The sequence below is a fragment of the Novacetimonas cocois genome (assembly GCF_003311635.1).
Classification (GTDB): Bacteria; Pseudomonadota; Alphaproteobacteria; order Acetobacterales; family Acetobacteraceae; genus Novacetimonas; species Novacetimonas cocois.
Genome location: NZ_QEXL01000019.1, coordinates 1 through 24,411 on the forward strand (window position 1 = coordinate 1; position 24,411 = coordinate 24,411).

22 protein-coding genes, 1 tRNA gene and 1 pseudogene are annotated in these 24,411 nt (G+C 65.5%); 13 read left to right on the forward strand and 11 right to left on the reverse strand.

Annotated elements, in window-relative coordinates; all coding sequences use genetic code 11:
• Positions 1-98 precede the first annotated feature (98 nt).
• On the forward strand, positions 99-1,301 hold the full coding sequence (locus NJLHNGOC_RS13075; RefSeq protein ID WP_165837940.1) for an MFS transporter: 1,203 nt from the start codon (positions 99-101) through the stop codon (positions 1,299-1,301).
• 57 nt (positions 1,302-1,358) lie between these two features.
• On the opposite strand, the gene NJLHNGOC_RS13080 is transcribed toward NJLHNGOC_RS13075, so the two are convergent.
• Positions 1,359-2,057 (reverse strand): preprotein translocase subunit YajC, encoded by a 699-nt coding sequence (locus tag NJLHNGOC_RS13080; protein WP_239021531.1) that lies wholly within the window; start codon positions 2,055-2,057, stop codon positions 1,359-1,361.
• A 1,161-nt stretch (positions 2,058-3,218) separates the two neighbouring features.
• Here NJLHNGOC_RS13080 and NJLHNGOC_RS13085 point away from each other — a divergent pair.
• Positions 3,219-5,309: an AAA family ATPase gene (locus NJLHNGOC_RS13085; RefSeq protein WP_239021532.1), complete on the forward strand. Its 2,091-nt coding sequence runs from the start codon at positions 3,219-3,221 to the stop codon at positions 5,307-5,309.
• Positions 5,310-5,467: 158 nt separating this feature from the next.
• Here the strand turns inward: NJLHNGOC_RS13085 and NJLHNGOC_RS13090 are convergent, their stop codons facing one another.
• Positions 5,468-6,307 carry an acid phosphatase gene (locus NJLHNGOC_RS13090; RefSeq protein WP_113596768.1) on the reverse strand — a complete coding sequence of 280 codons (840 nt, stop codon included), beginning with the start codon at positions 6,305-6,307 and terminating at the stop codon, positions 5,468-5,470.
• A gap of 140 nt (positions 6,308-6,447) precedes the next feature.
• Between NJLHNGOC_RS13090 and NJLHNGOC_RS13095 the strand changes: the two genes are divergently transcribed.
• Entirely contained in the window at positions 6,448-6,693 is a 246-nt protein-coding gene (locus NJLHNGOC_RS13095; protein WP_239021533.1) for a hypothetical protein, read from the forward strand.
• A gap of 36 nt (positions 6,694-6,729) precedes the next feature.
• Here the strand turns inward: NJLHNGOC_RS13095 and NJLHNGOC_RS13100 are convergent, their stop codons facing one another.
• The 3 genes from NJLHNGOC_RS13100 to NJLHNGOC_RS13110 form a co-directional block, all read right to left on the reverse strand.
• Positions 6,730-7,068 carry a hypothetical protein gene (locus NJLHNGOC_RS13100; protein ID WP_113596769.1) on the reverse strand — a complete coding sequence of 113 codons (339 nt, stop codon included), beginning with the start codon at positions 7,066-7,068 and terminating at the stop codon, positions 6,730-6,732.
• Positions 7,069-7,198: 130 nt separating this feature from the next.
• Entirely contained in the window at positions 7,199-7,843 is a 645-nt protein-coding gene (gene grxB, locus NJLHNGOC_RS13105; RefSeq protein WP_113596770.1) for a glutaredoxin 2, read from the reverse strand.
• 173 nt (positions 7,844-8,016) lie between these two features.
• On the reverse strand, positions 8,017-8,205 hold the full coding sequence (locus NJLHNGOC_RS13110; protein WP_113596771.1) for a YqaE/Pmp3 family membrane protein: 189 nt from the start codon (positions 8,203-8,205) through the stop codon (positions 8,017-8,019).
• 177 nt (positions 8,206-8,382) lie between these two features.
• On the opposite strand from NJLHNGOC_RS13110, the gene NJLHNGOC_RS16410 reads away from it, so the two are divergent.
• The 6 genes and pseudogenes from NJLHNGOC_RS16410 to NJLHNGOC_RS13140 all read left to right on the forward strand — a co-directional run bounded on the left by NJLHNGOC_RS16410 (position 8,383) and on the right by NJLHNGOC_RS13140 (position 14,730).
• On the forward strand, positions 8,383-8,535 hold the full coding sequence (locus tag NJLHNGOC_RS16410; RefSeq protein WP_165837941.1) for a hypothetical protein: 153 nt from the start codon (positions 8,383-8,385) through the stop codon (positions 8,533-8,535).
• Complete coding sequence (locus tag NJLHNGOC_RS13115; protein ID WP_165837942.1) at positions 8,532-9,347, forward strand: metal ABC transporter ATP-binding protein; 816 nt, start codon at positions 8,532-8,534, stop codon at positions 9,345-9,347. Before NJLHNGOC_RS16410 ends, NJLHNGOC_RS13115 begins: the two co-directional genes overlap by 4 nt.
• Complete coding sequence (locus NJLHNGOC_RS13120) at positions 9,344-10,207, forward strand: metal ABC transporter permease (protein WP_110531266.1); 864 nt, start codon at positions 9,344-9,346, stop codon at positions 10,205-10,207. The genes NJLHNGOC_RS13115 and NJLHNGOC_RS13120 overlap by 4 nt, the downstream gene beginning before the upstream one ends.
• Before the next feature lie 32 nt (positions 10,208-10,239).
• A complete protein-coding gene (locus NJLHNGOC_RS13125) occupies positions 10,240-11,157 on the forward strand; it encodes a metal ABC transporter solute-binding protein, Zn/Mn family (protein ID WP_113596773.1) in 918 nt (305 codons plus the stop codon).
• Between the two features lie 417 nt (positions 11,158-11,574).
• Positions 11,575-13,843: pseudogene (locus NJLHNGOC_RS13130) on the forward strand (EAL domain-containing protein).
• A 437-nt stretch (positions 13,844-14,280) separates the two neighbouring features.
• The gene (locus NJLHNGOC_RS13140) at positions 14,281-14,730 is read left to right on the forward strand and encodes a DUF2501 domain-containing protein (RefSeq protein ID WP_113596776.1); all 450 of its coding nucleotides are present in this window, start codon (positions 14,281-14,283) and stop codon (positions 14,728-14,730) included.
• Positions 14,731-15,107: 377 nt separating this feature from the next.
• On the opposite strand, the gene NJLHNGOC_RS13145 is transcribed toward NJLHNGOC_RS13140, so the two are convergent.
• From NJLHNGOC_RS13145 to NJLHNGOC_RS13160, 4 genes are read right to left on the reverse strand one after another with little or no spacing between them, the layout of a single operon-like run.
• Positions 15,108-16,811 (reverse strand): ABC transporter substrate-binding protein, encoded by a 1,704-nt coding sequence (locus tag NJLHNGOC_RS13145; RefSeq protein ID WP_408890928.1) that lies wholly within the window; start codon positions 16,809-16,811, stop codon positions 15,108-15,110.
• Entirely contained in the window at positions 16,811-17,431 is a 621-nt protein-coding gene (locus tag NJLHNGOC_RS13150) for an SCO family protein (protein ID WP_110531260.1), read from the reverse strand. Before NJLHNGOC_RS13150 ends, NJLHNGOC_RS13145 begins: the two co-directional genes overlap by 1 nt.
• Positions 17,431-20,217 carry a DNA polymerase I gene (gene polA / locus NJLHNGOC_RS13155; protein WP_113596777.1) on the reverse strand — a complete coding sequence of 929 codons (2,787 nt, stop codon included), beginning with the start codon at positions 20,215-20,217 and terminating at the stop codon, positions 17,431-17,433. Before polA ends, NJLHNGOC_RS13150 begins: the two co-directional genes overlap by 1 nt.
• A 14-nt stretch (positions 20,218-20,231) precedes the next feature.
• Complete coding sequence (locus NJLHNGOC_RS13160) at positions 20,232-20,459, reverse strand: zinc-finger domain-containing protein (RefSeq protein WP_110531257.1); 228 nt, start codon at positions 20,457-20,459, stop codon at positions 20,232-20,234.
• A 71-nt stretch (positions 20,460-20,530) separates the two neighbouring features.
• On the opposite strand from NJLHNGOC_RS13160, the gene NJLHNGOC_RS13165 reads away from it, so the two are divergent.
• Together NJLHNGOC_RS13165 and NJLHNGOC_RS13170 are read left to right on the forward strand one after the other, a co-directional pair.
• On the forward strand, positions 20,531-21,616 hold the full coding sequence (locus tag NJLHNGOC_RS13165) for an alpha/beta fold hydrolase (protein WP_206059799.1): 1,086 nt from the start codon (positions 20,531-20,533) through the stop codon (positions 21,614-21,616).
• Positions 21,617-21,673: 57 nt separating this feature from the next.
• Positions 21,674-21,750, forward strand: a tRNA-Arg gene (locus NJLHNGOC_RS13170).
• A 272-nt stretch (positions 21,751-22,022) separates the two neighbouring features.
• Here NJLHNGOC_RS13170 and NJLHNGOC_RS13175 read toward each other — a convergent pair.
• Positions 22,023-22,406 carry an SPFH domain-containing protein gene (locus NJLHNGOC_RS13175; RefSeq protein WP_206059798.1) on the reverse strand — a complete coding sequence of 128 codons (384 nt, stop codon included), beginning with the start codon at positions 22,404-22,406 and terminating at the stop codon, positions 22,023-22,025.
• A 319-nt stretch (positions 22,407-22,725) separates the two neighbouring features.
• On the opposite strand from NJLHNGOC_RS13175, the gene NJLHNGOC_RS13180 reads away from it, so the two are divergent.
• On the forward strand, positions 22,726-23,142 hold the full coding sequence (locus tag NJLHNGOC_RS13180; protein WP_113596778.1) for a DUF2501 domain-containing protein: 417 nt from the start codon (positions 22,726-22,728) through the stop codon (positions 23,140-23,142).
• Here NJLHNGOC_RS13180 and NJLHNGOC_RS16040 read toward each other — a convergent pair.
• Complete coding sequence (locus tag NJLHNGOC_RS16040; RefSeq protein ID WP_165837939.1) at positions 23,114-23,485, reverse strand: hypothetical protein; 372 nt, start codon at positions 23,483-23,485, stop codon at positions 23,114-23,116. The two genes, NJLHNGOC_RS13180 and NJLHNGOC_RS16040, sit on opposite strands and share 29 nt — an antisense overlap.
• Between NJLHNGOC_RS16040 and NJLHNGOC_RS13190 the strand changes: the two genes are divergently transcribed.
• Entirely contained in the window at positions 23,484-24,401 is a 918-nt protein-coding gene (locus tag NJLHNGOC_RS13190; RefSeq protein WP_113596780.1) for an ion channel, read from the forward strand. The genes NJLHNGOC_RS16040 and NJLHNGOC_RS13190 overlap by 2 nt on opposite strands.
• The last annotated feature ends 10 nt before the right edge of the window (positions 24,402-24,411 follow it).

A 24,411-nucleotide genomic window follows, 5' to 3' on the forward strand; every position in this document is an offset into this window, starting at 1 on the left:
TACACTGCACAGACAGGCCGCATAATCAAGGCGGCCCAGAGCGGCCGGTTACGATGGAACGCACGCAACGCACTGCGCAGGTCGGGACCGGCCCGCGCATGCAACGGGACCTTGCCCTGTATGCGACAAGGAATTTCATCTCCGTCCTCGGAAGCATGATGGTGCCGGTGGCACTCTCCTTCGCCCTGTTCGCCAAGGGCGCCGGGGCGGGGCGGGTCAGCGCGGTGCTGACGGCAGAGGCCCTGCCGATGGCGCTTTTCATGCTGGTGGGCGGGGTCGTGGCGGATCGCCTTGCGCCACGGCGCATCATGATGGCGGCCGACCTGCTTCGCGCGGGGGCGCAGGGCGTGCTGGCCACGCTGCTGATTGCCGGCAATCCCTCTTTCGTCGCACTCCTTGTCCTGGCGGCGCTGGTCGGGACGGGCACGGCGTTCGACACGCCCGGACGCAACCGGCTGCTGACCCAGATCGTCGCGCCCGACCGGCTGGCGGCGGCCAACAGCGTCGTGATGATCGCGACCTCCCTCGCGGTGCTGCTGGGCCCGGCCGTGGGCGGCGTGCTGGTGGCGGGCATGGGCGCGGGCTGGGCCATCGCGCTTGACGCGCTCAGCTATCTCATCAGCGCCGCGCTGCTGCTGTGCCTGCGGCCTGTCGCGCAACAGGAGTCGCAAGCGCGGACGGATGCCGACCTGCCCCTGCCGCGCGCGATGCGCGAGGGGTGGGGCGAGTTCGTGCGCAGGCCGTGGGTGTGGCTCATGGTCTGTCTGTTCGGGCTGATACACATGCTGTCATGGGGCCCGACGGAGGTGCTGGGCGCGCTTGTCTTCGCCCACCGGCCGGGCGGTGCGCCACACTGGGGCGGGCTGCTGGCGCTGATGGGGCTGGGGGCGCTGATTGGCGGCGGCATTGCCCTGCGGGTGCGGCCGGCCCGGCCGATCCGCGCCGTGCTGTTATGGTTTCTGGTCTATCCGCTGGGGCCGGTCAGCATTGCCGTGTCCCTGCCCTACTGGATGCAGGGGGTGTGTTTCCTGCTGGGCGGGATGCAGATGGCGAATGTCAATGTCGTGTGGGAGGGGGCGCTGCAACGTGCCATCCCGCCGGACCGCCTGTCGCGCGTTTCGGCCTATGACGCGTTCGGTTCATTCTGCCTGCTGCCGCTTGGCTATGCGATATCCGGCCCGCTGGCGCTGATGCTCGGCGTTTCGGGCACGTTGTGGCTGGGGGCGGGATGCGTTTGGCTGTTTACCGTGCTGCTGCTGTGCCGGCGCGACATGCGCGACGCCGCCAGCACGGCGGAATGATCCCGGACGGGGCAATGACGCATGCCCGCCCGGTGGGCCATTCCGCCAGACGCTGCCTTACGGGGCGGACGGGGCGCTCGCCGGTGGGGCGGCATCCCCTTTCTGGACATCCCCTTTCTGGCCGGGGGCCTGCTGCACGGTGGCGGACGGGGCGATGACGCGGTTCGTCACCTCGAACGACACGGCGTCCGTGATCGTGACATCCACGTAATCCCCCACCTTTACGGTGCCCAGCAGGGGCTGCATCGCCTTGTCATGAATGACCTCCGTGCGCGTGATTTCGTCCGGGTCGTCAAAGGTAATGACATTGTGCGCCGGATCGACCGCCAGCACATGCACGCGTTCGCGGCGGTTCGACACCAGCATGCCGTGCGGATGCAGCCCGGCATATCCCCTGGCCGACGTTACGGTCGAGACGGGTGCCTGCGTACCGGGGGGTACGATCGTTGCGTCCATCGTCTTGAAAAAACGGATGTTGATCTTGTCGCCCGCCTGCAGGCGGGGCACGTTGCGGGCCTCTGGCGGGATCCGCACGGTCACGAGGTCGCCGGTATGATCGCGCAGCAGGACCGTGCCGGCCTCATGATCGACGGTTTCGACCGTGGCCGAGGAAACCTGGTTGCCCACGATGACCGACGTGTCGGCACGGGCGGCGTGCGGCGCGCCCATCGTCATTACGCCAAGCGATAATGCCGCAAGGCCGGGAACAAAGACGGACGGCACAAAACGCAGTACCGCCAGGGTCTTGATTTTCATATCGGGTCTTTTCCGTCCAGTAGTATTCAGATTGGTACATGCCGCCTTTCCCTTTCGGGGAAGGACCTGCGCCAGTATCGTATCGTCCGGGCGCGATGATCGAGACAAACAGTGTCGGGCGCGGTTTTTTCCTCCTCCTGCGTCAAAAACGCCACGCATGGCGGAAGGTTCGTCATGCGGTCCGTCATGGCCGGTCATATCCGCCATCCACGACAGTACAGGATGCCCCGACCACGGCATCCGCCACGGCCCGTACCGGACGGGACCCGGCCGGCGGGATGCAAATACCAGTCGGTTCACGCGCGGGACCGACAGTTTTCTTATGACAGGGCTTTCCCTGCCTTTGCTGATGCGGATTCCGTGCGTGTCGTCATCCGCCATGATTTTGCGACAGTCTCTTTTTCGTCCGGACGTTTTCCCCGTCATCCGGCGGGTCATGCGTGATGATGCAACTGAAGTGACCCGCAATATCCCTTCCATCCGCCGCAGGGACCATGCCGGTCACGTGCGCTTTCATCGCTGCATGAAAATATCCGGGAAAGGGGATGGTCCATCAGCCTGCTGAACCGTGTGAAAGAAATATCACCACGCAGCATCCGCCCACCGGCGGACGGGCAAAACCCCTTCAGTCATTGAAAATCCGAGAAGTACCGAGGATGACCACCGCGAAAAGGCGCAAAATGCCAGAAGCGCCAGCGCCACGGCCGCCGGAACGTACGAAAGTCCCCAGCCCCGCCTGCGGACGAATCCCCGGTTTCCTGTCCGCTAACTCTTCCCCTGCCCCCACGCCATCCCCATATCGGACATGGATGCGCCGGCCCCATCCGGCCGGTCGTGCCCGTCCCTGCCCCCCTTTCACCGCCCTGCGGCGACCAGGGGGAAGCATCCCCGCCGGAACACATGCCTATGGAACACGGATCGGGGGGACAGGGAATATGCGTTGGGAAAATGGTTTGGTGAGTTCAACGTATCTTGCGCAAAATCACGCATACGCAGGGAAACGGCAGGCCAACACCCTGCCGGCCCACGGAATTCCCCATCGGCCGCACCCCGCCCCGCCACGACGGGCCGCACCATCGGGGATGGGGGCGCCACCTTTTCCCACGACATTTTCCGCCACGATCCGTATATTCTTCCCCCAACAGCAGGAGACCCGACCCGATGCCGCTTGCCCGAAGCAGACGTCCGGCCCATCACCGCGTGCCCGCCCCGCGCCCGTCACGGGTCAAGGGGGACATGCGCCGGCTGCTGGACATGCTGTGCGCGCTGCATGGATCCATCCACCGTGGCGCCCGCGACGCGGGATCGCTGGTGCGCTGCGCGGTGCAGGCGCAGCCCGACCTTGGCCTGCCGGACAAGGCGCTGCCGGCGCTCAGCCGCCGCGACGGCGACACCCCGCCCACCGCCACCGAATGGAAACGCCTCGGCCACGCGCTGGAGGAGGCGCGCGACACGCAGGCGGGACAGGGTGGCGGCTATCTCGACGCGTGGCTGTCGGAACTGCGGCGCGCGACGGGGCTGGATGACGTGGCGACCGACATCCTCGGCCTTGCGATGTGCTATCGCCTCAATGGCCATTTCGAACAGCTGTGGGACGACCTGTGCGAAAACAGGTCCCGCGGGCCATTCCTGTGCGAGGACATCTCGCTGCTGCACATGCTGCTGGGACGGCCTGAGGTGGAGATCGCGGCCGCCCTCGCCCCCGAAGGGCAGCTGCGCATGAGTGGGCTGATGAGCGTGGACGAGGATGGCGACATCACGCTGCTGCCGCGCCTGATGGCGCTGATGAACCGGCGCGCGCGCGTGGTGGGGGACATCCGCTCCCTCCTGCTGGGGCAGCCGCGCGCGGCGACCCTGCCGTGGGATGCCTTTGCCCATATGGGCGAACAGGCGGAAATCGCGGCGAAAATCCTGACCGCCGCCGTGCGCGACCATGCCAGCGGCATCAACATCCTGCTGTACGGGCCGCCGGGCACGGGCAAGACCGAATTCGCCGCGACCCTTGCAGCACATGTCGGCGCGACGCTCTATCCCGTGGGGGAGGCGGACAGCAGCGGCGACGAACCGTCGCGCCATGAACGGCTGGCGGACCTGCGGTGCAGCACGCGCCTCCTGCGCAACACATCCTCCGTCCTGCTGTTTGACGAGGCGGAGGACCTGTTCACCACCGGCCTGTTCGAGGCCCCGCAATCCTACAGCCGCGTCTTCTTCCACCGCCTGCTTGAACAGGGGGGGACGCCGGTGATCTGGACGGCCAACGACCTCGACATGCTGGGCCCGGCCATCGCGCGCCGCATGGCCCTGTGCATCGAGATGCGCCAGCCCGGCGTCGCGGTGCGCACGCGCCTGTGGCAGGACATGGCGCGCGAGGAAAAGGTACCCCTGACCCCAGACGCGGCGGCGACGCTGGCGCGCGCCATCCCGGCGCCGCCCGCGATCCTGCGCAACGCGCTGCGTTCGGCGCGGCTGGCGGGGGGCGATTCGTCGATGGTCTGCACCATCGCCACCGGCATCACGCAGGCGGCGTCGGCCGGCCGGGTCGTCGTGCCGCCCGCGGGCGGCGATACGCGTTATGACGCGGGGCTGGTCAATGCCGACTGCGACCTTGCGGCGCTGGCGACGCGCCTGTCACGTCCGGGCGCGCCACAGGCCGTGTCGCTGCTGCTGTCGGGGCCGCCGGGCACGGGCAAAAGCGCCTATGCCCGCTATCTTGCGGACATGATGGAACTGCCCGTGCTGCAGAAACGCGCCTCCGACCTGCTGGACAAATATGTCGGACAGAGCGAGCAGCAGATCGCCGCCGCCTTTGCCGAGGCACGCGATACCGGCTCCTTCCTGATTTTTGACGAGGTGGACAGCCTGCTGGGCGATCGCCGCGCGGCCGAACGCAACTGGGAGGTCAGCCAGGTGAACGAGATGCTGACATGGATGGAAAGCCACCCGCTGCCGTTCGTGTGCACCACCAACCTGGCCGCGCGTCTTGACCCCGCCAGCATGCGGCGCTTCCTGCTGCGCGCGCGTTTCGATTACCTGACGGCCCCGCAGGCACGGCATGCGTTCGAACGGTTTTTCGACCTGCCCGCGCCCGAGGGGCTGAACCGGCTGCGCACGCTGACGCCTTCGGACTTTGCCCTTGTGGTGCGCAGGCGCGCGCTGCTGGACACGCCTGCCACCCCGCAGGCGATGCTTGATCTGCTGGCGGCGGAATGTCAGGGGCGCGAAGGCAGCCAGACCATCGGCTTTTCCATGTAAGTCCCCGCTCCGGGCGGTCGGGTCCTGGAATCGTTCGCAGGACACGCCACAATAATAGTGAAAAGTTTTTGGGTGCCGCCTTTTTTCAAAAAGGCGGTGTTCTTCGAAGCTTTTTGAAAAAAGCTTCACCAAAAACTTTTATAAGTTAAAGGCTGCCGTTACTGGGGCGTGTGGGCGGCGGCGTCCTCTTCCTGCGCGCATTCCCCCGGATCGGGCGGCGTGACATGGGCGGGCGGGTGATCGCGCAGGTTCGCGACCTCCGTCCGCGCGGCGTCGAGTTCGCGGGCGAAATCCGCTTCCTGCCGCATCGCGGTGTACAGCACCGCCCCGTTCATCCATCCCGCCGTGACATCGCTGCGCCAGTGGACGCCACAGATCACCCGGCTTTCGCCATAGACACGGGCGCGCTGCATGATCTGCGCCGTCCGCGCGGGCAGGATGTCCGACAGCACCGATCCCGTGATCCAGCCCAGCGTGGCATAGGCGGAGGGGTAGGACGGCGTTCGCGCCACCTCCCCCCGTTCGGCCACGCACAGGGGCAGTTCGATCGCGGAATAGGGACGCGGGCGCTTCCACTGCGCCTTTTCCTGTTCGATCACGGGCTCGACCCGTGCTTCCATGCGGCTCAGCAATGCCTCCAGATGGGGCAGGTGGGCAGGCGTCAGCGTAAATCCGGCGGCGCAGGAAAAGGCCGTGAGCATGTGGCCCACCCCGTGGCGGGCATCACGCTGCGCCAGTTTCCACCGTTCGCTGTTTTCCAGCACGCGCGTATCGGCAAAGATGCTGGCGTCGGCGGCGCTGCCGGCGGTTTCGGCAGGCGGCGGGGGCGGCAGGAAAATGCGGCCGTCCGGCAGGGCGGGACCGGGTGGGGGTGGTGCCTCGCGATGCGCCCATCCCGGCGACGCACCCGCCATGATTCCCCCCATCAGAACACACGCGCCCACGATGCCGCGCGTACCGCCGCGCCACGCGCGCCCATGCGGAAATCCCCTGCCCATGCTGTTCCATCATTCCTTCAGAATCGACGAGCGGACTTTATTTCACATTCTCAATAACAGGTCGCATGAAATCCGCCCCGTCACGCGCGCGCATGCGGCCATGTCGTTGCAACCGGTTCAAAGACGGGATTTTCTATGGCATGGTGGAACTGACATTTCCCAATGGATACGACATGAACCGCAAACCATCGCTGCTGCCGGGGAATATCAGCCCCCTTCGAATCGCCCTGTGCGTCGGTGGCGCGATCCTGGTGGTGGCGCAGTTCGTGCGGTCGCTGCACATGAACCCGCTGACGGCGATGCCCGGCGACGTGATGTTCCACATCGTCATGATGGCGCTGGGCGCGATCCTGTTCCTGCTGGGCATGTGGGGGCCATCGCTTTAGCCCCCGGGGTCCGTCGTTCCGCGCCTGTCGTGGCGGTCAGCGGCGTTCGGAATCGGCCCCGCTGCCATTATCGGTAATGCCCGCGCGCGACGGGGCGTCGGATCCCGGCTCCACCTCCCGCGTGGCGCGGGCGACGGCGGCATCATCGCCGAATCCCCGGCCCGACACGCGCCTGCGCGGGACGGGATTTTCCATCAGTACGTTTTCTAGTGCCTCGGGGTCCGTGCGTTCGGCCTGATCGAACAGCGCGTCGGCACGTGCCTGATCACCGGCCTGTTCGGCGCGGATTCCCGCCTCCGCCAGGCTGCGGGCGGTGGCATGCCTGCCCTCCCCCGCGTCGTCGGGACGGTCGTCATCATTCATGAAACGCGACATCGTGGCCTCCTGCTTACTCGGTGACTGCCCCCGGACGCGCGGCCATGCGCGGCGGGGGTCGTGACATACCCACAAACCCCCGCCACGCGTGACGGTTCAATGACATGGGTCACTTTGCAGCGCAGGGCGCCTATGCGCTGACGCCATCAAGCAGCGGCACCCCCGACGCCCGCGCCATCGTCCGGCAATAAGCGTCCACCGGGGCAGGCCAGTCGATGCCCGCCACGATGCTCAGGCTGCGCAGCAGGGCGAACAGGTGGATATCGTCGCTGGAGAGTTCGCCATTGACAGCGTGCGGGCTGCGGACCAGCGGCGCGAGTTCACGCAGCAGCGCATCGATCTGCGCGATCATCACGGCGCTGTCGTCGAGAAGCGCGCCAAAGGGGCCGACCATCTTTTCCTTGTTGCGGATGAAATAGGCCCGCGCCCCGGTCGTGGCGAATTCCTCCAGCGGGGCGGCCGCGACGCGCGGCAGGATCAGCCGGAAGGCCACCGCACCGGCATTGCCGATCCATGCGCCAACCGCCGGGCTGGCCGCGCCGGTCAGGATGCGATGGCCATCCATGCCGTCCACATGGTCAACGATATCCATGCTTTCGCCCATGAACCGCCCGTCCTGTTCCAGGATGGGCACCATCTTGGCGCCGATCATGCGCGTGGGCGTCGCCACGTCGTCATTGAGCAGCGTGACAACCTCCACCGGAATGTCCTTCAGTCCGAAAATCATCCGCGCCTTCACGCAGAAGGGACAGTGGTCGTAGCTGTAGAGTCGCATCCTTACCCTTTGATGGCTGTTTCAAACCTTCCCCACGCGGCGTCCTGCGCGTCGTGGCGAAGTTTCAGGGAACGCCGCCCTATCTTCTGAAAAAGACGGCGTCCGGAAACTTCTGTCATTTCCTTCAGTGCGTTATTATGAAACGCTTTGCAGACTGCGCGGCCTGTTGCGTTTCATCGGCCGGCCATGCGCGCGATCTTGCGGTCCGTCTTGTACTGCCCCAGCGCATAGACCGACCATATCGCGGCGGGAAGCCACCCGATCACCGTCAGCTGGAGCACGAGGCAGGTGATCCCCGCAAAGGGACGCCCGATGGTAAAGAACTGCAGCCATGGCAGCAGCAATGCAAGGACAAGGCGCATTTTCACGCCTCCTGTGACTGTGGGAAACATGATCCTAGCGCGGCCGCGTCGCGCATGCCACAGGACTTCGCAGGGGCGCGGGCGCCTTGACCGGGGGAAGACAGGGGGTATAATGAGGAAACGTTATAATATAACAACATTACGGATCGCGCACCCCCGCGCGGAATGAAACAGGCCATGACACGACAGTCCGGGGCACGGCCCCCGTCCCCACCGGCGCCCGCGTTGCAGACCTGGATGGCCCGGTCATGGGCATGGCGCCTGACGTGGATGGGGGTGCCCGTCGGCCTGCTGTGGCTGGCGATCCTCTGGGCGGCGCGCCTGCCATGACCGGCCCTGATGCCACATCCGGCACCACATGCGCGGCAGGCCGGGCCGGGCCGATCCGGCTGCATGACATCGCCGCGGGCTATGGCCGCGCGGCGGTGTGGCGGCATGTCAGCGGCAGCTTCGCCCCCGGCAGCCTGACGGCGATCGCCGGGGCGAACGGGGCGGGCAAGTCCACGCTGGTGCGCGCCCTGCTGGGGGAGGTGCCGCTGCGCGAGGGGCATATCGATTACGGCGGCCAGCGGCCCCGTGACTTCGGCTACCTGCCGCAGGCGCGCGACATCGATCGCGGATTTCCCATGTGCGTGGCGGACCTTGTGCTGTCGGGCGCGTGGCGCGTGACCGGGGCGTTCGGGGCGGTGGACGTCGCCCTGCGCGAACGCGCGGCGCGGTGCCTGAAACATGTGCGCCTGTCGGGGATGGAGGAACGTGCGATCGGCGACCTGTCGGCCGGGCAGTTCCAGCGCCTGCTGTTCGCGCGGCTGCTGATGCAGGACGCGCGGGTCATCATCCTGGACGAACCCTTTACCGCGCTGGACGCGCCCACGACGCGCGACCTGCTGCACCTTGTCGATCACTGGCGTGACGAGGGACGGACCGTCATCGCGGTGCTGCATGACCTGCGCCAGATCACGCAGCATTTCCCCAGCGTCGTCCTGCTGGCGCGGGGGGCCGCGCACTGGGGGCCGACGCGTGACATCCTGACGCCGCCCCTGCTGGAACAGGCCTATGGCGCGAATGCGATGTTCGCCTGCCCCATGGGCCCGGACGACGGGGCGCGGCCCGACGGTGCTGCAGCGGACGCGTGGTCATGAACCCGTACGACCTGTTCATCGCCCCGTTCGCGGATTTCGGGTTCATGCGCCGCGCGCTCGTGGCGTCCGCCGCGCTGGGGCTGGGGGCGGGGCCGGTCGGCGTGCTGCTGCAGCTGCGCCGCATGAGCCTTGTGGGCGACGCGATGAGCCACGCGATCCTGCCGGGGGCTGCCATCGGCTTCCTGCTGGCCGGTGGCCTGTCGATGATGGCGATGGGGCTGGGCGGCATTGTCGCGGGGCTGGGCGTGGCGCTGCTGTCGGGCCTGGTCAGCCGCCATACCCGCCTGTCGGAAGATGCCAGCTTCGCCAGCTTCTACCTCACCTCCCTCGCGCTGGGGGTGCTGATCGTCTCCTCCCACGGGTCGAACATCGACCTTCTGCATGTACTGTTCGGCACCATCCTTGCGATCGACACGCCGACCCTGTGCCTGATGGGCGGGGTGACGACGCTGACGCTGTGCGTGCTTGCAGTCGTGTGGCGGCCGCTGGTGATGGAATGCGTCGATCCGGGCTACATGCGGCTGGTGGGGGGGCATGGCGCGGCGTGCCATATGCTGTTCCTGTTTCTGGTGGTCATCAACCTCGTCTCCGGGTTCGAGGCGCTGGGCACGCTGATGGCGGTGGGGATGATGATGCTGCCCGCCGCCACGGCGCGCCTGTGGACGCGGCGGCTGTGGACGATGATGGGCATGGCGTCGGCCGTGGCGACGCTGTCGGGACTGGGCGGGCTGCTGGTGTCGTTCCATTACCGCATGGCGTCGGGGCCGACGATCATCCTGACGTGCAGCCTGTTCTACATCCTGTCGCTGCTGCTGGGCCCGGCCGGGGTGGCACGGCGCCTGCTGGCCTCGCGGCCATGACGCCTTTTTTCCGGCAAAGGCTCCGCCACGCGATGAAATCCCGTCTGCTGTCCCTTGTCGCGTGCTGCTGCGCGTGCCTTGCCGTCATGGGCCACGTCCCTGCCGCCGCGGCCCGCACGCTGCGCGCCGTCGCCAGTTTCAGCGTGCTGGCCGACGTGGTGCGGCAGGTGGGCGGCGCGCACGTGGACGTGACATCGCTGGTGCCGCCCGATGGCGACCCGCACGAATTCGAACCCGCCCCCGCCGACGCGCGCAGGCTGCAGGACGCGGACCTCATCTTCCTCAGCGGCGACGGGCTGGAGACATGGTTCGTCCGTCTGGCCCGCGCGGCGGGATATCATGGCACGCCCGTCATCACATCCGACGGGATCGTGACGCGCGACATGCGCGAGAACGGGCGCGACGTGACCGACCCGCATGTGTGGAACAGCGTGCCCAACGTGGAAATCTGGACACGCAACATCCGCGACGCGCTGATCCGCGCGGACCCGGACGACGCCGATGCCTTCCGCGCCAGCGCCGCCGCCTATCTGGGGCGCCTGCAGGCGCTGGACCATTACGTGCGCGAACGGATCACCACCGTCCCGCCCGACCGCCGCAGGGTACTGACGGGGCATACCGGCTTTGGCTATTTCGGGCGTGAATATGGCGTGACGTTCATCGCGCCGCAGGGCCTGTCGACCGAAACCGAACCCGCCGCCGCCGACATCGCCGCCCTGATCCGCCAGATCCGCGCATCGGGCGTCAGCACCTATTTCGTGGAAAACACGGCGGACCCGCGACTGGTACAGCAGGTCGCCCGCGCGACGGGCACCCGTGCGGGCGGCACGATGTATGTGGAATCCCTCTCCCCTCCCGGGGGGCCGGCACCCGATTACCTGTCGATGATCCGCCATGACGTGGACCTGATGGTCCCGGCGATGATGACATCGCATGAGCCACCGCCATAGGCGAGACGTCTCCGCACGGGAGGGGCTGGGCGGAGACAAAAACATGCCCCGGAGGCCATCCCCGCAGCGCCCTGTGCCGGATAATGGGGACGGATGATCCCCGCATGGCCGAAGGGACATGGCCCGGGCGGCATGGCCTGAGGAACACGGCACGTCGGAATCCGGATCTCCCGATGGGAAAAGGCAGGCCGAGACCACCGGTTCACGCGGGCGTGAAAAACGCGCAGCATCCGCGTCTGCCCTGATATATCCTAGGGACGGGACCGCCGCGACGGGCCGCCCCTGCATCGTCGATCATGCAGGATGCCGCCTGTTTCAGGACACGCGATGGTTGTTGCGTTCTTGTATGAATACCGCCAACGGGATAAACGGAAGACAGGAAACCGGTTGAATGACCCTGTGTGACGCGAATGCACATTGGCGCCTGCCGCGTGCGCCATTGCGGGACAGGGCGGTCACTGCCGTTTCTGGCCCGGACGTTCCCGCGCCGGTAGCGGATTGCAGAAGAAAACGATGATATGACAGCCAATACGCATTCTCCGGTCCTGCAGCATTCCGACCTCGTCCTCCAGCACATCCCCGAGGCGGTGGTCCTGATCAACGACCGCAACGACATCGTTTTCTATAATGACGCGGCGCAGAAGCTCTGGGGCATCCCGCGGGCGGAGGTCATGGGCCGCAACGTCCGCTGCCTTGTGCCGCCGCCCTATCGCGCCGACCATGACGGTTTCATCGCCCGCCACCGGCAGTCCGGGAAGGACCACACCGTCGGCACCACCCGCGACGTGGAGTTCGTCACCGCGGGCGGGGAGACGCGGCGCGGGCGGCTGTCGCTGTCGCAGGTGGTGCGTCCGGGGCAGGCGGGCACCTGTTACATGGGCATCATGACCGATGTGACGCAGGATTACCTGTCCGAAAGCATCCTGCAGCTTCGCAATGACCTGATGCGCAGCCTGGTGTCCGAAAAGCTGCCCCTTGACCAGAGCGGGCAGTTCCTGTGCCGCCGGATCGAAAACACCATTACCGACTGCTGCGCCGTGCTGCTGCATCCGGGCGGGCATGACGGGCGGATGGATATCACCGCCACCACCACGCTGCCACGGCGCATGCGCAACGCGCTGGCGGCCGGCGTCCCCGGCCCCGCCGAAATCGCCGCCATGAAGGACAATCCGGCCATGGCGCTGGACCTTGCATGGACGCGCCATGCCACGCTGGCGCACGCGTTCGGCTTCATCGGGTGCGAGGCAGCGCCCGTCGCCACCCATGACGGCACCCCGGCGGGCATCCTTGCGATCTACCTGCGCGACGCCAGCCAGGTGGAATGGGCCCGCGCGGTGGTGAAGGCCGCCCTTCCGTTCTGCACGCTGGCGCTGGGCCGCGACGCGGCGCGGCAGCGCATTTCCGAACTGTCGGAGCGCGACACCCTGACGGGGCTGCTGAACCGCTCCTCGCTCAACCGGTATATCGAGGGCATGACATCGGACCGCCAGGACGCCGCGTTCACAGTCATGGTCCTCAATATCGACAGCTTCCGCGACATCAACAACGCGCTGGGCCATATCCACGCCGACAACTTCCTGCGCGTGGTGGCGAAACGCCTGGAGGCGCTGTCGGGGGGGCATTTCATCATCAGCCGCAGCAGCGGCGACGAGTTCATCGTCCTTATCCCCGACTGTCCGCGCGCGCTGGCGATGAACCAGGCCACGCGGATCATCCGCGCCGTTGCCGATCCCATCGAAGTCGACGACAGCACCATCACGCTGTCGGTGTCGATCGGGATCGCGTGCTATCCCGATGACGGGCCAGACGGGGAATCCCTGCTGGGCCATGCCGACGTCGCCCTGCAGCAGGCTAAGAGCGAAGGGCGCGGCACCTACAAATTCGCGGATTCGAACAAGAACCGCCTGGCGCAGGACCGCCTGCTGCTGGGCAGCGCGCTGCATGAAACCGTGTCCAAGGGGCAGCTGCACCTGAATTACCAGCCCCAGATCGACACGATGACGGGCGCGCTATACGGGGTGGAGGCACTGGCGCGGTGGCACCATCCGCATCTGGGCAACATCTTCCCCTCCCGCTTCATCGCGGTGGCGGAGGAAACCGGGCAGATCGCGGCCATCGGCCGGTGGTCCCTGCGCGAGGCATGCCGCCAGATGGGACAGTGGGACCGCGACGGCATCCGCGTTCCCACCGTGGCGGTCAACCTGTCGGCCGCGCATTTCGGCGATCACAGCGTGCCCGAATACATCGCGGGGCTGTTGCGGACATACGACCTGACGCCGGATCGCCTGACGGTGGAAATCACGGAAAACGTCATGATGGAAAGCGGCCAGACCACGCATGACGTGCTGCAGGCCATCCGCAACCTTGGCGTTGGCCTGTCGATGGATGATTTCGGCACGGGTTATTCCTCGCTGTCGCGGCTGACGCGCCTGCCGCTGACGGAAATCAAGATCGANCCGCAGCTTCATCAACGATTTCGAACATGACACCAACGCNACAGGCGGTGACGACGGCGGTTATCGGCATCGGCAACCGGCTGGGCATGACGGTCGTGACCGAAGGGGTGGAGACCGAACAGCAGCGCCAGCTGCTGGAAGACCTGAAGTGCGACGTGATGCAGGGATACCTGTTCGCCAGGCCGCTGCCCGCGGACGAACTGGAGAAATGGATCCGCGCGCGCGCCTGACAACGCCCCGTCCGGTCCCGCACCGGGCCATCGTCCCTGCCTGCGGAAATGGCCGTCGGAACCGCCCGGTCGCCGATGTTTACTGAAAATATACTTTCGGGGACTGCCGGGGCCGTGGTCCGTCGATGGCCCGCGCTCGTCACATAATGTTGAACTTGCCGCCGCCATTCCCGGCCTCACGGCAGCGCGGCGCGGGGCCTGAGTGACCCGCCATGGGAAAAGTCCTGACCCCGAAAGGAATTTTCCCGCACCCCGGGGCCGGGCCGTGTGACCTGCGTCTGCGGCATTACTGCCATATATCCAAAAGACGAATGTCTGGCATATGCCCTGCAATGAGCCGGGGCGGACAAGCCATGATAGCATGACACAAACTGAAATACGCAAGCCAGGCACGCCGTTGCGTCTGGTCGCGCAATAATTGAATAAAGGTGAACAAAATGATCTCGTGTCTCGGTCGCATCCTTTCCGTCGGTACCGTTACCACCCTGCTGGCTGCCGCACCCGTGCTGGCGCATGCCGAAACCTCCCCCCCGACGGGCGCGGGCGTTGCGAATCAGGTCGAACAGATCAAGATGGGATCGCTGTCGGAAAAGACGGTGATGTCGGCCGTGGCCTCGGCCAAGCCCGCTGATCTGGGCGGCATCCTCAATTACTGCATCCAGTCCAACTACCTGACCGCGTCCGAGGCATGGCCCGTGCTCGCGGCCCTGAACAAGAAGACCAACGACGTCCCGTCCAACAGCAAGGGCAACATGTCCTATGCCGACGGCTCGACCGGCCTGCTGAAGGTGGGTGGCAAGGCGCCGATCTCGCTGGAAGACGCGTCCACCGACATCCGCCGCGCCGCCTGCGCGAAGGTCGAGGCCCGCGCCAAGTCGCTGCTCTGATCGCGTCCATTCCCGTGCATGGGTCCGCCCATGCGTGGGGAATTATTGCTTCCGTGGCCTGATATCGCGGCGGAAGCAGGACCAGACCCCGGCCCTGGCCGGGGTTTTTTCATGGGATAAAGGCGGCACGCCAGCAGGCGCGGATTTCCCGGCAGCGAGGGACATGGCTGAAATACTGTCACCAGCCAGTAACGCAGCACTACCATGTGGTCTTCATGCGTGAAAAATTGCCTGTAAACAGCCCGGCGATAAAACTGACAAAAGTTTTTTGGGTGTCGCCTTTTTTCAAAAAGGCGACGTTCCCTGAAGCTTTTTGAAAAAAGCTTCACCAAAAACTTCTTCATGATTTAAAGGATATCTCAAGGGATCAGGGCCTGCTACCGCACCCAGACCTGTGAGAAAATCATGTGATACAGGCTGGTATAGAAATAATGTCCCAGCCGCTTTGATACCACATCGACATAGCTCATGTGGATCATCGGCACGGCAGGGGACTGCCGGGTGATCATGTCGTTGGCCTGCGCCCACAGCGTGCGGGCGGACTGCGGATCGACATCCTGGCGCGCGCGGTCCATCACCTGCTGGATGCTGGCGTCGCAGAAGCCCGAGATATTGATCGAACTGTCGGAATGCGGACGAAAATTCTCGCACCCGAACAGGGTGTCGAGGAAGTTCGAGGGCGACGGATAATCGGCATACCATTCACGCATGCTGATCTGCACATGGTTGTCGGTATTTTCGATATATCCGGGATGGATGGTCTGCGACACGGTGCGCAGGTGGGCCTGGTACCCGATGGACTGCAATATGCCGCGCACATAGGTGCCCATGCTGATGTCCACGGCATTGGCCGCAACCACCAGCGTCACGTCCTGCCCCGCCGTGCCGCTGTCGCGCACAAGCTGGCGCGCGCGATCCAGATCCGCGCCACGCCATGCGGGCGCGGGATGGTCCGGCGTCGCGTCGCGGGTATAGGCACACCGCCCGTCATCGGGCAGCAGGCCGGGCGGTACCATGCTGCATAACGGCGAGGCCAGCGCGCTGCCCCCGGCAAGGATCATCATGGCGCGACGGTCAAGCGCGTAATTGACCGCCTGTCGCGCCTGCAGGTTGCTGAACGGGGCAATATTGACGTTCATCGGCAGGAAATACAGGCCATACAGCGGCTGCACATGCACCTGCGCCGTATAGCGCGCGCCCAGTTCCCCCAGCCGGTCCAGCGGCTTGTTCCCGAACGCCCAGTCGTACTGCCCGTTTTCGACCGCCGTCACCGCATCCTCGTCCGACAGGCCGAAATCATAGGAAATGGCATCGACATAGCCGTCGGGCTGTGCCTCGGCATTCCAGACATGGAAATAGGGATTGCGTTCCAGCCGCATGTGACGCTGCGGATCGTACGACACGATGCGATAGGGGCCGGTCGCGGCAATGGGAGTGTTGCCCACGTCATGCGCGGGCGTATCCGCCGGCAGGATGGAGGCATGGGGAAAGGCGATTTTCTGCGGGAATTCGGCGTCCGGTTCCTTCAGCCGGATGGTGATGCGCCGCGTCGCGGGATCGACCTGCACCCCGTCGGACAGCGTGCAGTGCGCCGCATCGCGCAGGCATTCATCCGCGCCCAGGATCCCGCCATAGAACGACCCGGCGGTGGGGCTGCCGACGATGAAAATCCGCCGCAGCGACGCCACGACATCCTCCAGCCCCACCTCCGCGCCGTTGGAAAACCGGACGCCGCGCCGCAGGGTGAATATCCACGTCCGCCCCCCGTCGGGCGTCTGCGGCAGGGATTCGGCAAGGTCGGGCACCAGTTCGTTGCCCGCCGCCCCCTCGGCCTTGCGAAAGTTCAGCAGCCCGTCATAGACCACGCTGAAAAGCTGCATGTACATGGTGGTATAGTCGATCTGCGGATCGAGCGTCCCTGCGGAGACATGGGCCGTCAGCCGCAATGTCCCCCCGCGATGATTCGCCGCATGGTCCGCAATCGGATCTGCAATCGGATCCGCCGCGCGCGCGTCGTGCCGCATGCCAGGCAGGCATGTTATCCCCACCGCGACAAGTGCAAGCCACGACGCACGTGGCATCATTTTTGTTCCGCCATCAGCTGTTCGATGCGATCGGCGATTTCCTGCGCCGAGGCAGAGGCCGGGATGGTGCCGACATAACGTTCGGTCGGCGACATGATGACGATCTGCGACGCGGGTTCCATCATGTAATCCCCGTTCTCCAGCGGCTTGCGGACATAGGGGGCATGATATTCATGCGCCACGGCCTCCACCATCTTGGGCGAACCCGTCATGCTGAACAGCCGCGGCCCGAAACGCAGGGTATAGGTGCGCAGGACATCGGACGTATCGCGCATCGGATCGACCGAGATGAAGATGGGCGCGACATAGCGCGCCTTGGCCCGGCCAAGGATATCCATCGCCTTGGCCATCGATTCCATCGTCGCGCCGCACAGCGTGTCGGGGCAATGGGTCGATCCGAAATAGACCAGCATCCACCGTCCCCGGAAATCGCTGTCGAGCACCGACCCGTCCGCGCCGTTGACCAGCCGGAAGGACCCGCCGACCTCGTTGCCATAGGTGGTCAGCGGCGGGGCCATCCGGTCGAAAATCCGGTACCCCACATATCCCACCAACGATGAAATCACCACGATCACCAGCGTGACGATAAGGATGAACCTGTCGCGTTTACTCAGCATCAGTGTGCGTCCGCCCAATTCGTTCCGGTCCCGGTCTCCACGACCAGCGGCACGGAAAGGGTCGCTGCGGATTCCATGACCTGCTTTACAAGGGCGGCGAGACGATCCGCCTCCTCATGCCGCACCTCGAACAGAAGTTCGTCATGGACCTGAAGCAGCATGCGTCCGTCAAGCCCTGCCTCACGCATTTCGTGAGGAATCCGCACCATCGCGCGCTTGATGATGTCGGCCGCCCCCCCCTGAAGGGGGGCGTTGATGGCCTGGCGTTCCGCGTAATTGCGCCGCGCGGCGTTGCGCCCGCCGATTTCGGGCACCCAGCACCGCCGCCCGAACGGCGTGACGACATATCCGTGCCTGCGGGCCTGTTCGCGCATCCGCTCCATGTAATCGCGGATGCCGGGATACCGCGCGAAATAGGCATCGATATAGCCCCGCGCCTCCCCCGGCGGGATGCCAAGCTGGCGTCCCAGCCCGAAGGCGCTGATGCCATAGATGATGCCGAAATTGATCGCCTTGGCCCGGCGGCGCGTCAGGGGATCCATGCCCTCGATCGGGATGCCGAACACTTCGGACGCCGTGCGGGCGTGGATGTCCTGCCCCAGCGCGAATGCCTCCTTCAGCGCGGGGATGTCCGCCACGTGCGCCAGCAGCCGCAGCTCGATCTGGGAATAGTCCGCCGACAGCAGCAGCCGGCCCGGCGGCGCGATGAACGCGCGGCGGATGCGCCCGCCCTCTTCCGTCCGGACGGGGATGTTCTGCAGGTTGGGGTCGTTAGACGACAGGCGGCCCGTGGTCGTCACCGCCATCTGGAACGAGGTGTGTACCCGTCCCGTCGCGGGATCGACCTGATTGACCAGGGCATCGGCATAGGTGCTCTTGAGCTTGGCGAGCTGCCGCCACGCCAGCACTTCGGCCGGAAGGTCGTGCCCCTTGTCCGCAAGGTCCTGCAGCACGGACGAATCCGTCCCCCACGCGCCGGATTTCATGCGCTTGCCCCCGGCGATGCCCATTTCATCGAACAGGATCTCGCCCAGCTGCTTGGGGGAGCCGACATTGAACTCCCGCCCCGCAAGGGCGTGGATGCGTGCCTCGATCGTGGACATGCGCCCGGCGAATTCCACCGATATCGCCCGCAGGTCGTCCGCGTCGACGGCGATGCCCTCGCGCTCCATGTCCGCCAGTATGTCCACCAGCGGACGCTCCAGCTCCTCATACAGCGCCAGCGCATGGTTGGGGCGCAGCTGCGGGCGCAGTACCTGCCACAGCCGCAGGGTCACGTCCGCGTCCTCGGCCGCATAGGCGGTGGCGCGCGCGATATCGACCCGCGCGAAGGGGACGCGGTTGCGCCCGGTGCCCGTCACCTCGTCATAGGGGATGGGGGTATGGTCCAGATACAGGCGCGAGAGTTCATCCATGCCCTGCGTATGCTTGCCCGCGAACTGGGCATAGGAAATCAGCATCGTGTCGTCGATGGGCGTGGGCTGTGGCGCGCCCGCGCGCACCAGTACCTCTAGATCGAACTTGGCGTTCTGGAACACCTTGAGCACCGACGGATCCACCAGCAGGTCCGACAGGCATTCCAGCGCCACGCCAACATCCATCTGCGCCACCGACGCGCTGTCCATCAGGTCGCCCTCATGCGCCAGCGGGATGTAGCAGGCGCGGCCCGGCGCGGTCGCCAGCGAAATCCCCACCAGCCCCGCGCGCAGCGAGTCGAGGCCATCGGTTTCCGTGTCCACCGCGCACACGCCCGCGGCCCGGGCCTCCGCCACCCAACGCCGCAGCGCATCGACGTCGCTGACGGTTTCATAGGGGCCATAGGCGGCGTCGGGGACGGCCATGGCCGGGGTCTGTTCCGCCGGCGCTGCGGCCGTGCCCGCGCCAGGAAGGGGCGGCGTCGGGCGGCGTGGGGTCGCGGCGGCCTTCATGCCGATGCGCTGCAGCAGGGAACGGAAGCCCATCTCCTCCAGCCAGGGGCCGAGTCGCGCCTCATCCACGTCGCAGCAGGCCAGTTCCGCCAGCGGCACGGGACACGGCGCGTCCTCCCGCAGGGTGACAAGCGTGTGCGACAGGCGGGCCATGTCGGCATGGGCGATCAGGTTGTCACGCCGCTTTGACGGCTTCATCCCCTCCGCCGCGTCAAGGATCGCGTCGAGCGAGCCGTATTCCGCCATCAGGGCCGCCGCCGTCTTTGGCCCGATTCCCGGCACGCCGGGCACGTTGTCCACCGGATCGCCGATCAGGGCCTGCACCTCGGCCACATGGACGGGATCGACGCCGAACTTGGCCCTGACCTCCGCCTCGCCAATAGGTTTCTGCTTGATCGGGTCCATCATCTGCACCCCTGGACGGACCAGCTGCATCAGATCCTTGTCGGAGGAAATGATGGTGCATGTCCCACCCGCGTCCGTCGCCTGCCGGGCATAGGCGGCGATCAGGTCATCGGCCTCCCACCCGGCCTCCTCGATCGCGGGCACGCTGAAGGCCGCGGTCGCGTCGCGCACCAGCGCGAACTGCGGGCGCAGGTCCTCCGGCGGTTCGGGACGGTGGGCCTTGTACTGGTCATACAGATCGTTGCGGAACGTGTGGCGTCCCGCGTCGAAGATGACCGCCAGATGGGTTCCCGCATGTTCGCGCAGCAGCCGCGCAAGCATGTTGGTAAATCCGAATACCGCATTGACGGGCGTTCCGTCCGGGCTGGTCATGGGGGGCAGGGCGTGGAAGGCACGGAAAATGAAACCGGACCCATCCACGAGGATCAGGCGGACCTGCGCGTCGGTGTGCATCGGGATTTAGGGTTTCAGTGCGCGTCACCGTGTGATGAGGCCTCGGGGTTGAGCACGAACAGCCGCGAGCAGTAGGGGCAGAATGTCTGGTGGTCGCGGATGCGCAGGAAAACGCGCGGATGGCCCAGCGCGCCCAGCCCGCCGTCGCATGACAGGACGCGCGAATCGACGACGATCGTCTCGACCAGGCCAAGGACGGGATGGGGCGTCGGATTTGTCGGGTTTTTGGTCAGGGCTTGCATTTCGGTGAACCTCGGGCTTGTTGTCCGGCATGGATTGCGATGCCCCGGCGGACCCGCGGCGTCGAATGATGATGATACGCAGGATTGCCGTGCTTTCAAACCTTCGCCTGTCACGCCTGCTTTATCCGGCGTTCCTCATGCTTCTGGCCGGATGCGCGACACATGACGCCCCCACCCCCGTCCCGCCGCCACGCCATGCCGAACTTGGCCGCGTCGTCCCGCCCGACCGGGTGATGGACGTGCCCGGCACCGGCCCGGTGCCCATGCGCATATGGCACGCGCCGGCGGGCGGGCAGAAGGCAGTCGTGCTTGCGCTGCATGGCTTCAACGACAGCCGCGACGCGTGGGAACGTCCCGGCCCCGTGCTGGCGGCGCGCGGCATTACCGTTTACGCCCCGGACCAGCCGGGATTCGGCGCGATGCCCGACAGGGGCGGCTGGCGCGGGACGGACGGCATGGTCGCCGCCGCGCGGGCGGAGGCCACGATGATCCACGATGAAAATCCGGGCGTCCCGCTATACGTCATGGGCGAAAGCATGGGCGGCGCGCTGGCTGTCTGCATGTCGGCGGAAGGCGGCATGCCCGATGTCGCGGGCTATATCCTGCTGGCGCCCGCCGTCTGGGATCTGGGGGCGGGCACGGATACGACCCTTAACGCCATGGCCGCCATCGCGCCCCGGTGGCGGGTGACGGGCCGCGAACTGCCGGTGCATGTCACGGCGTCCGATGACATGCTGGCGCTGGCGCGGCTGTATTACGACCCGCTGACGCTGCGCGCCACGCGCATGCCGGCGCTGGCGGGACTGGCGGAGCTGATGCACCGCGCGGCGCACGAGGTCGGGCGCATGCACGGCCCGGTGCTGGCGGTCTATGGCGGCAGGGACCAGCTGGTGCCCGCGCGCGCCATGACGCGGGCATGGCGTCACCTGCCGCAGGACGCGCGACGCGACTTCATTCCCGCCGGATACCATCTGCTGCTGCGCGGACGTGAGGCGGAGAAGGTCACGCGCGACATCATCTCGTGGATCGAACGGCCTGATGCCTTCCTCCCCTCCGGCGGGGATATCGCCGCAGCCACGTGGAGGGACGCGCCGGCGGGGCAGATGAAGGTGCCCTTCTTCCTGCCCGCGCAGATGGACAGCCTGGTGCGCAAGTAAGATTGCATCATTTCAGGGGTAGCGTTTGCGCCCGTGACAGGGTATGCAGGCGGCTGTGGACTCGTAGCTCAGCTGGATAGAGCGTCGCCCTCCGAAGGCGAAGGTCGAAGGTTCGAATCCTTTCGAGTCCGCCATTTCCCATATGAAATCGCGCAATATCAGTCGGTTATTTGGAAGTTTGACAATTTCTTCCCGAAGTTTGCCAATCTGCTCCAATCTCCGCATGGCACCGCCAGCCAATTTCACCTGCTCAACGACATGCGTATAACGCTTGGTCCCGGACAATGTGCCGTGTTCAGTGATGACGGCGATCCGATGCGTTGTGCATCCCGCCTCAGCCAATCGTCATACGGCATGTGCACCTGACCACGGTCCCCAAAGGCGCGGATGCCAGAAAAGGAACCGGTCATTTTCCCTCCCCGATGCGGCCTGTTTCAAGTTGGGGAACCATGCCGTCGGTCGGCACGTAAACCACCGTCTTGTTGGTCTGGTTATCCAGCCTGCTGATCCAGAGCCAACGCAGGTATTCCGAGTTTTCCTTCAGGCTTTCACCGATGATCTTGTTGGCCTTGGCGGTGCCTTCGGCGCGCAGGATTTCCGCATCGCGCTCGGCCTGCGCGGTCTGCACAAGCACCTGCCGGTTCTGCGTGGCACGCGCCAGTTCGGCCTCACCATGCATTTTGGCGGAATAGACCTGATATTGCGGAAGGGCATAGGCCGCCGCCCCGATAACGGCGACAGCGACAATCCCGATCGCCAGAAGTTCTTTCGTCGAGAAACTGGTCTTCACTGCCTGAACTCCATGATGACGGCACAATCATGTTGGAACCGAAACATAATGTGCGCAACCCGTATCGACGGGCAGGTGCGGGACCTGGTTGCCCGGGATCAGGACAGCGAAAGCCCCCGGAAACGTCCTTGCGGGATGCTTCGTGGGCGGGGCCTGTTGCGTTCGTCGCGCCGGCAGCGGCACCGCCACTGAAATTTCACGTCCGCATCCATGCAACTTCCCCTCGCGCATGCACTTGGGAAAGCGGGAAAAATATCCCCCGGATGGCCGCGAAAATCCGGCACGACACTGCTGACACCTCCCGGAAGGATGAAGAACAATGCGCTCCCCTTCGCTACGGCTGGTTCCGCCGCTGATTCTGACAGTATTTCCCCTTCTGGCTGGTTTCCTGCTGACGGGCACGTCGCAGGCACATGCCGCCCCGCCTCCGCCCGCGATGTCGGCGACGGCAGGCGCCATCGAGGGCGCACCGGGCGCGCGTCTTGCCGGATACCTGAATTTCTGCATCAGCAATCATCTGCTGTCGTATGAGGACGCGACCCCCGTGCTCGACCATCTCATCGCCCAGACAAAGGCTGTGTCAAAGGACCATACGGGCGACATGGATTACGTTTATGGCACGGTGGGACTTCTCCATCCCGAAAACCGGAACAGCCCGCGTCTGACGGACCTCGACATCCCGCAGCGGCGTGAACTGTGCCAGCAGGTCAGGAAAAAGGCCGCATCCGCCACATGATCCCCTCCATGCAAGATCCATGAACATCACGGACATCGGGCAGGATATGCGACAGACCACAACCGCACGGTCTTTTTAGCAGACGCCCGAAAGAACTGCCTTGAGACATCCCGTCAAAGAAGTTTCTGGTGAAGCTTTTTCCAAAAGGCTTCGAAAGAACGCCGTCTTTTTGAAAAAAGGCGGCACCCAGAAACTTCCGGTTGTCTTCAACATTCCCCGGGAATGTGGCAGAAGCAATCCGTACCGCAATATTTGCATGGGACCCCGGCATCGGCGCTGGCTGGTGTGATGCCGGCAGACATGACACATTACGTAATGTTTCTGTCGCGGTAACCCATCCCATGCCCCAGCCCTCCCGTCCCGTCCCCGCCGAGGCACCTGCCGCCCCGGTCCTGCGCCATCCCCATGTGCTGGAGGACAAGGGCCACGATGCCGTCGTGCGCGTGGGGCAGGCGGACCGCATCTGGTCCGATTTCTACCACCATGCCCTGATCGCGCCGTGGGGGGTCTTCTTTTACTGGTCGATCGCGTTCTACATCATCATCAATGTTGTCTTCGCGCTGGCCTACATGGCGGTGGGGACGCAGGTATCGGGCGCGCGGGCGGGTGATTTCCTCGATTACTTCTTCTTCAGCGTGCAGACCCTGTCCACCGTGGGATATGGCGTCATGGCCCCCGTGGGGCGGGTGGCGAACCTGCTGGCGACGACAGAGGTTCTGGGCGGCATGATGATCAACGCCGTCGCGACGGGCCTGGTCTTTGCGCGGTTTTCGCGTCCCCGCGCCCGCATCATGTTCAGCAAGCGCGCCGTCATCGTAAAGAACCAGGCGCAGCCCCACCTGGACGTCCGCATCGCCAACTGCCGGCGCAGCCCGATCCTGAGCGCGGATATCGAATTCTCCCTCGCCCGCCTGATCCCGCAGCCTGACGGGCATGTCACACGGCAGTTCGACTCCCTTCCACTGCGTCAGTCGCACATGCCGGTGCTGCGTTTCGCGTGCCTGCCGGTGCATGTCATCGACGAAAACAGCCCCCTGCATGGCGTCACGCTGGACATGCTGAAATCGGAGGAGGCGGAAATCATCGTCACGATCACCGGCACGGACGAAGCATCGGGACAGACGGTCTTTGCCCGCACGGCCTACGGGTTCGACCGCATGCTGTACGACCATCATTTCGTCGATATCATCAACACCAATCCAGACGGCAGCATCACGGTCGATTACACGCGGTTCGACCAGATGGAAAAACAGCCCTGAGCCACCCGGC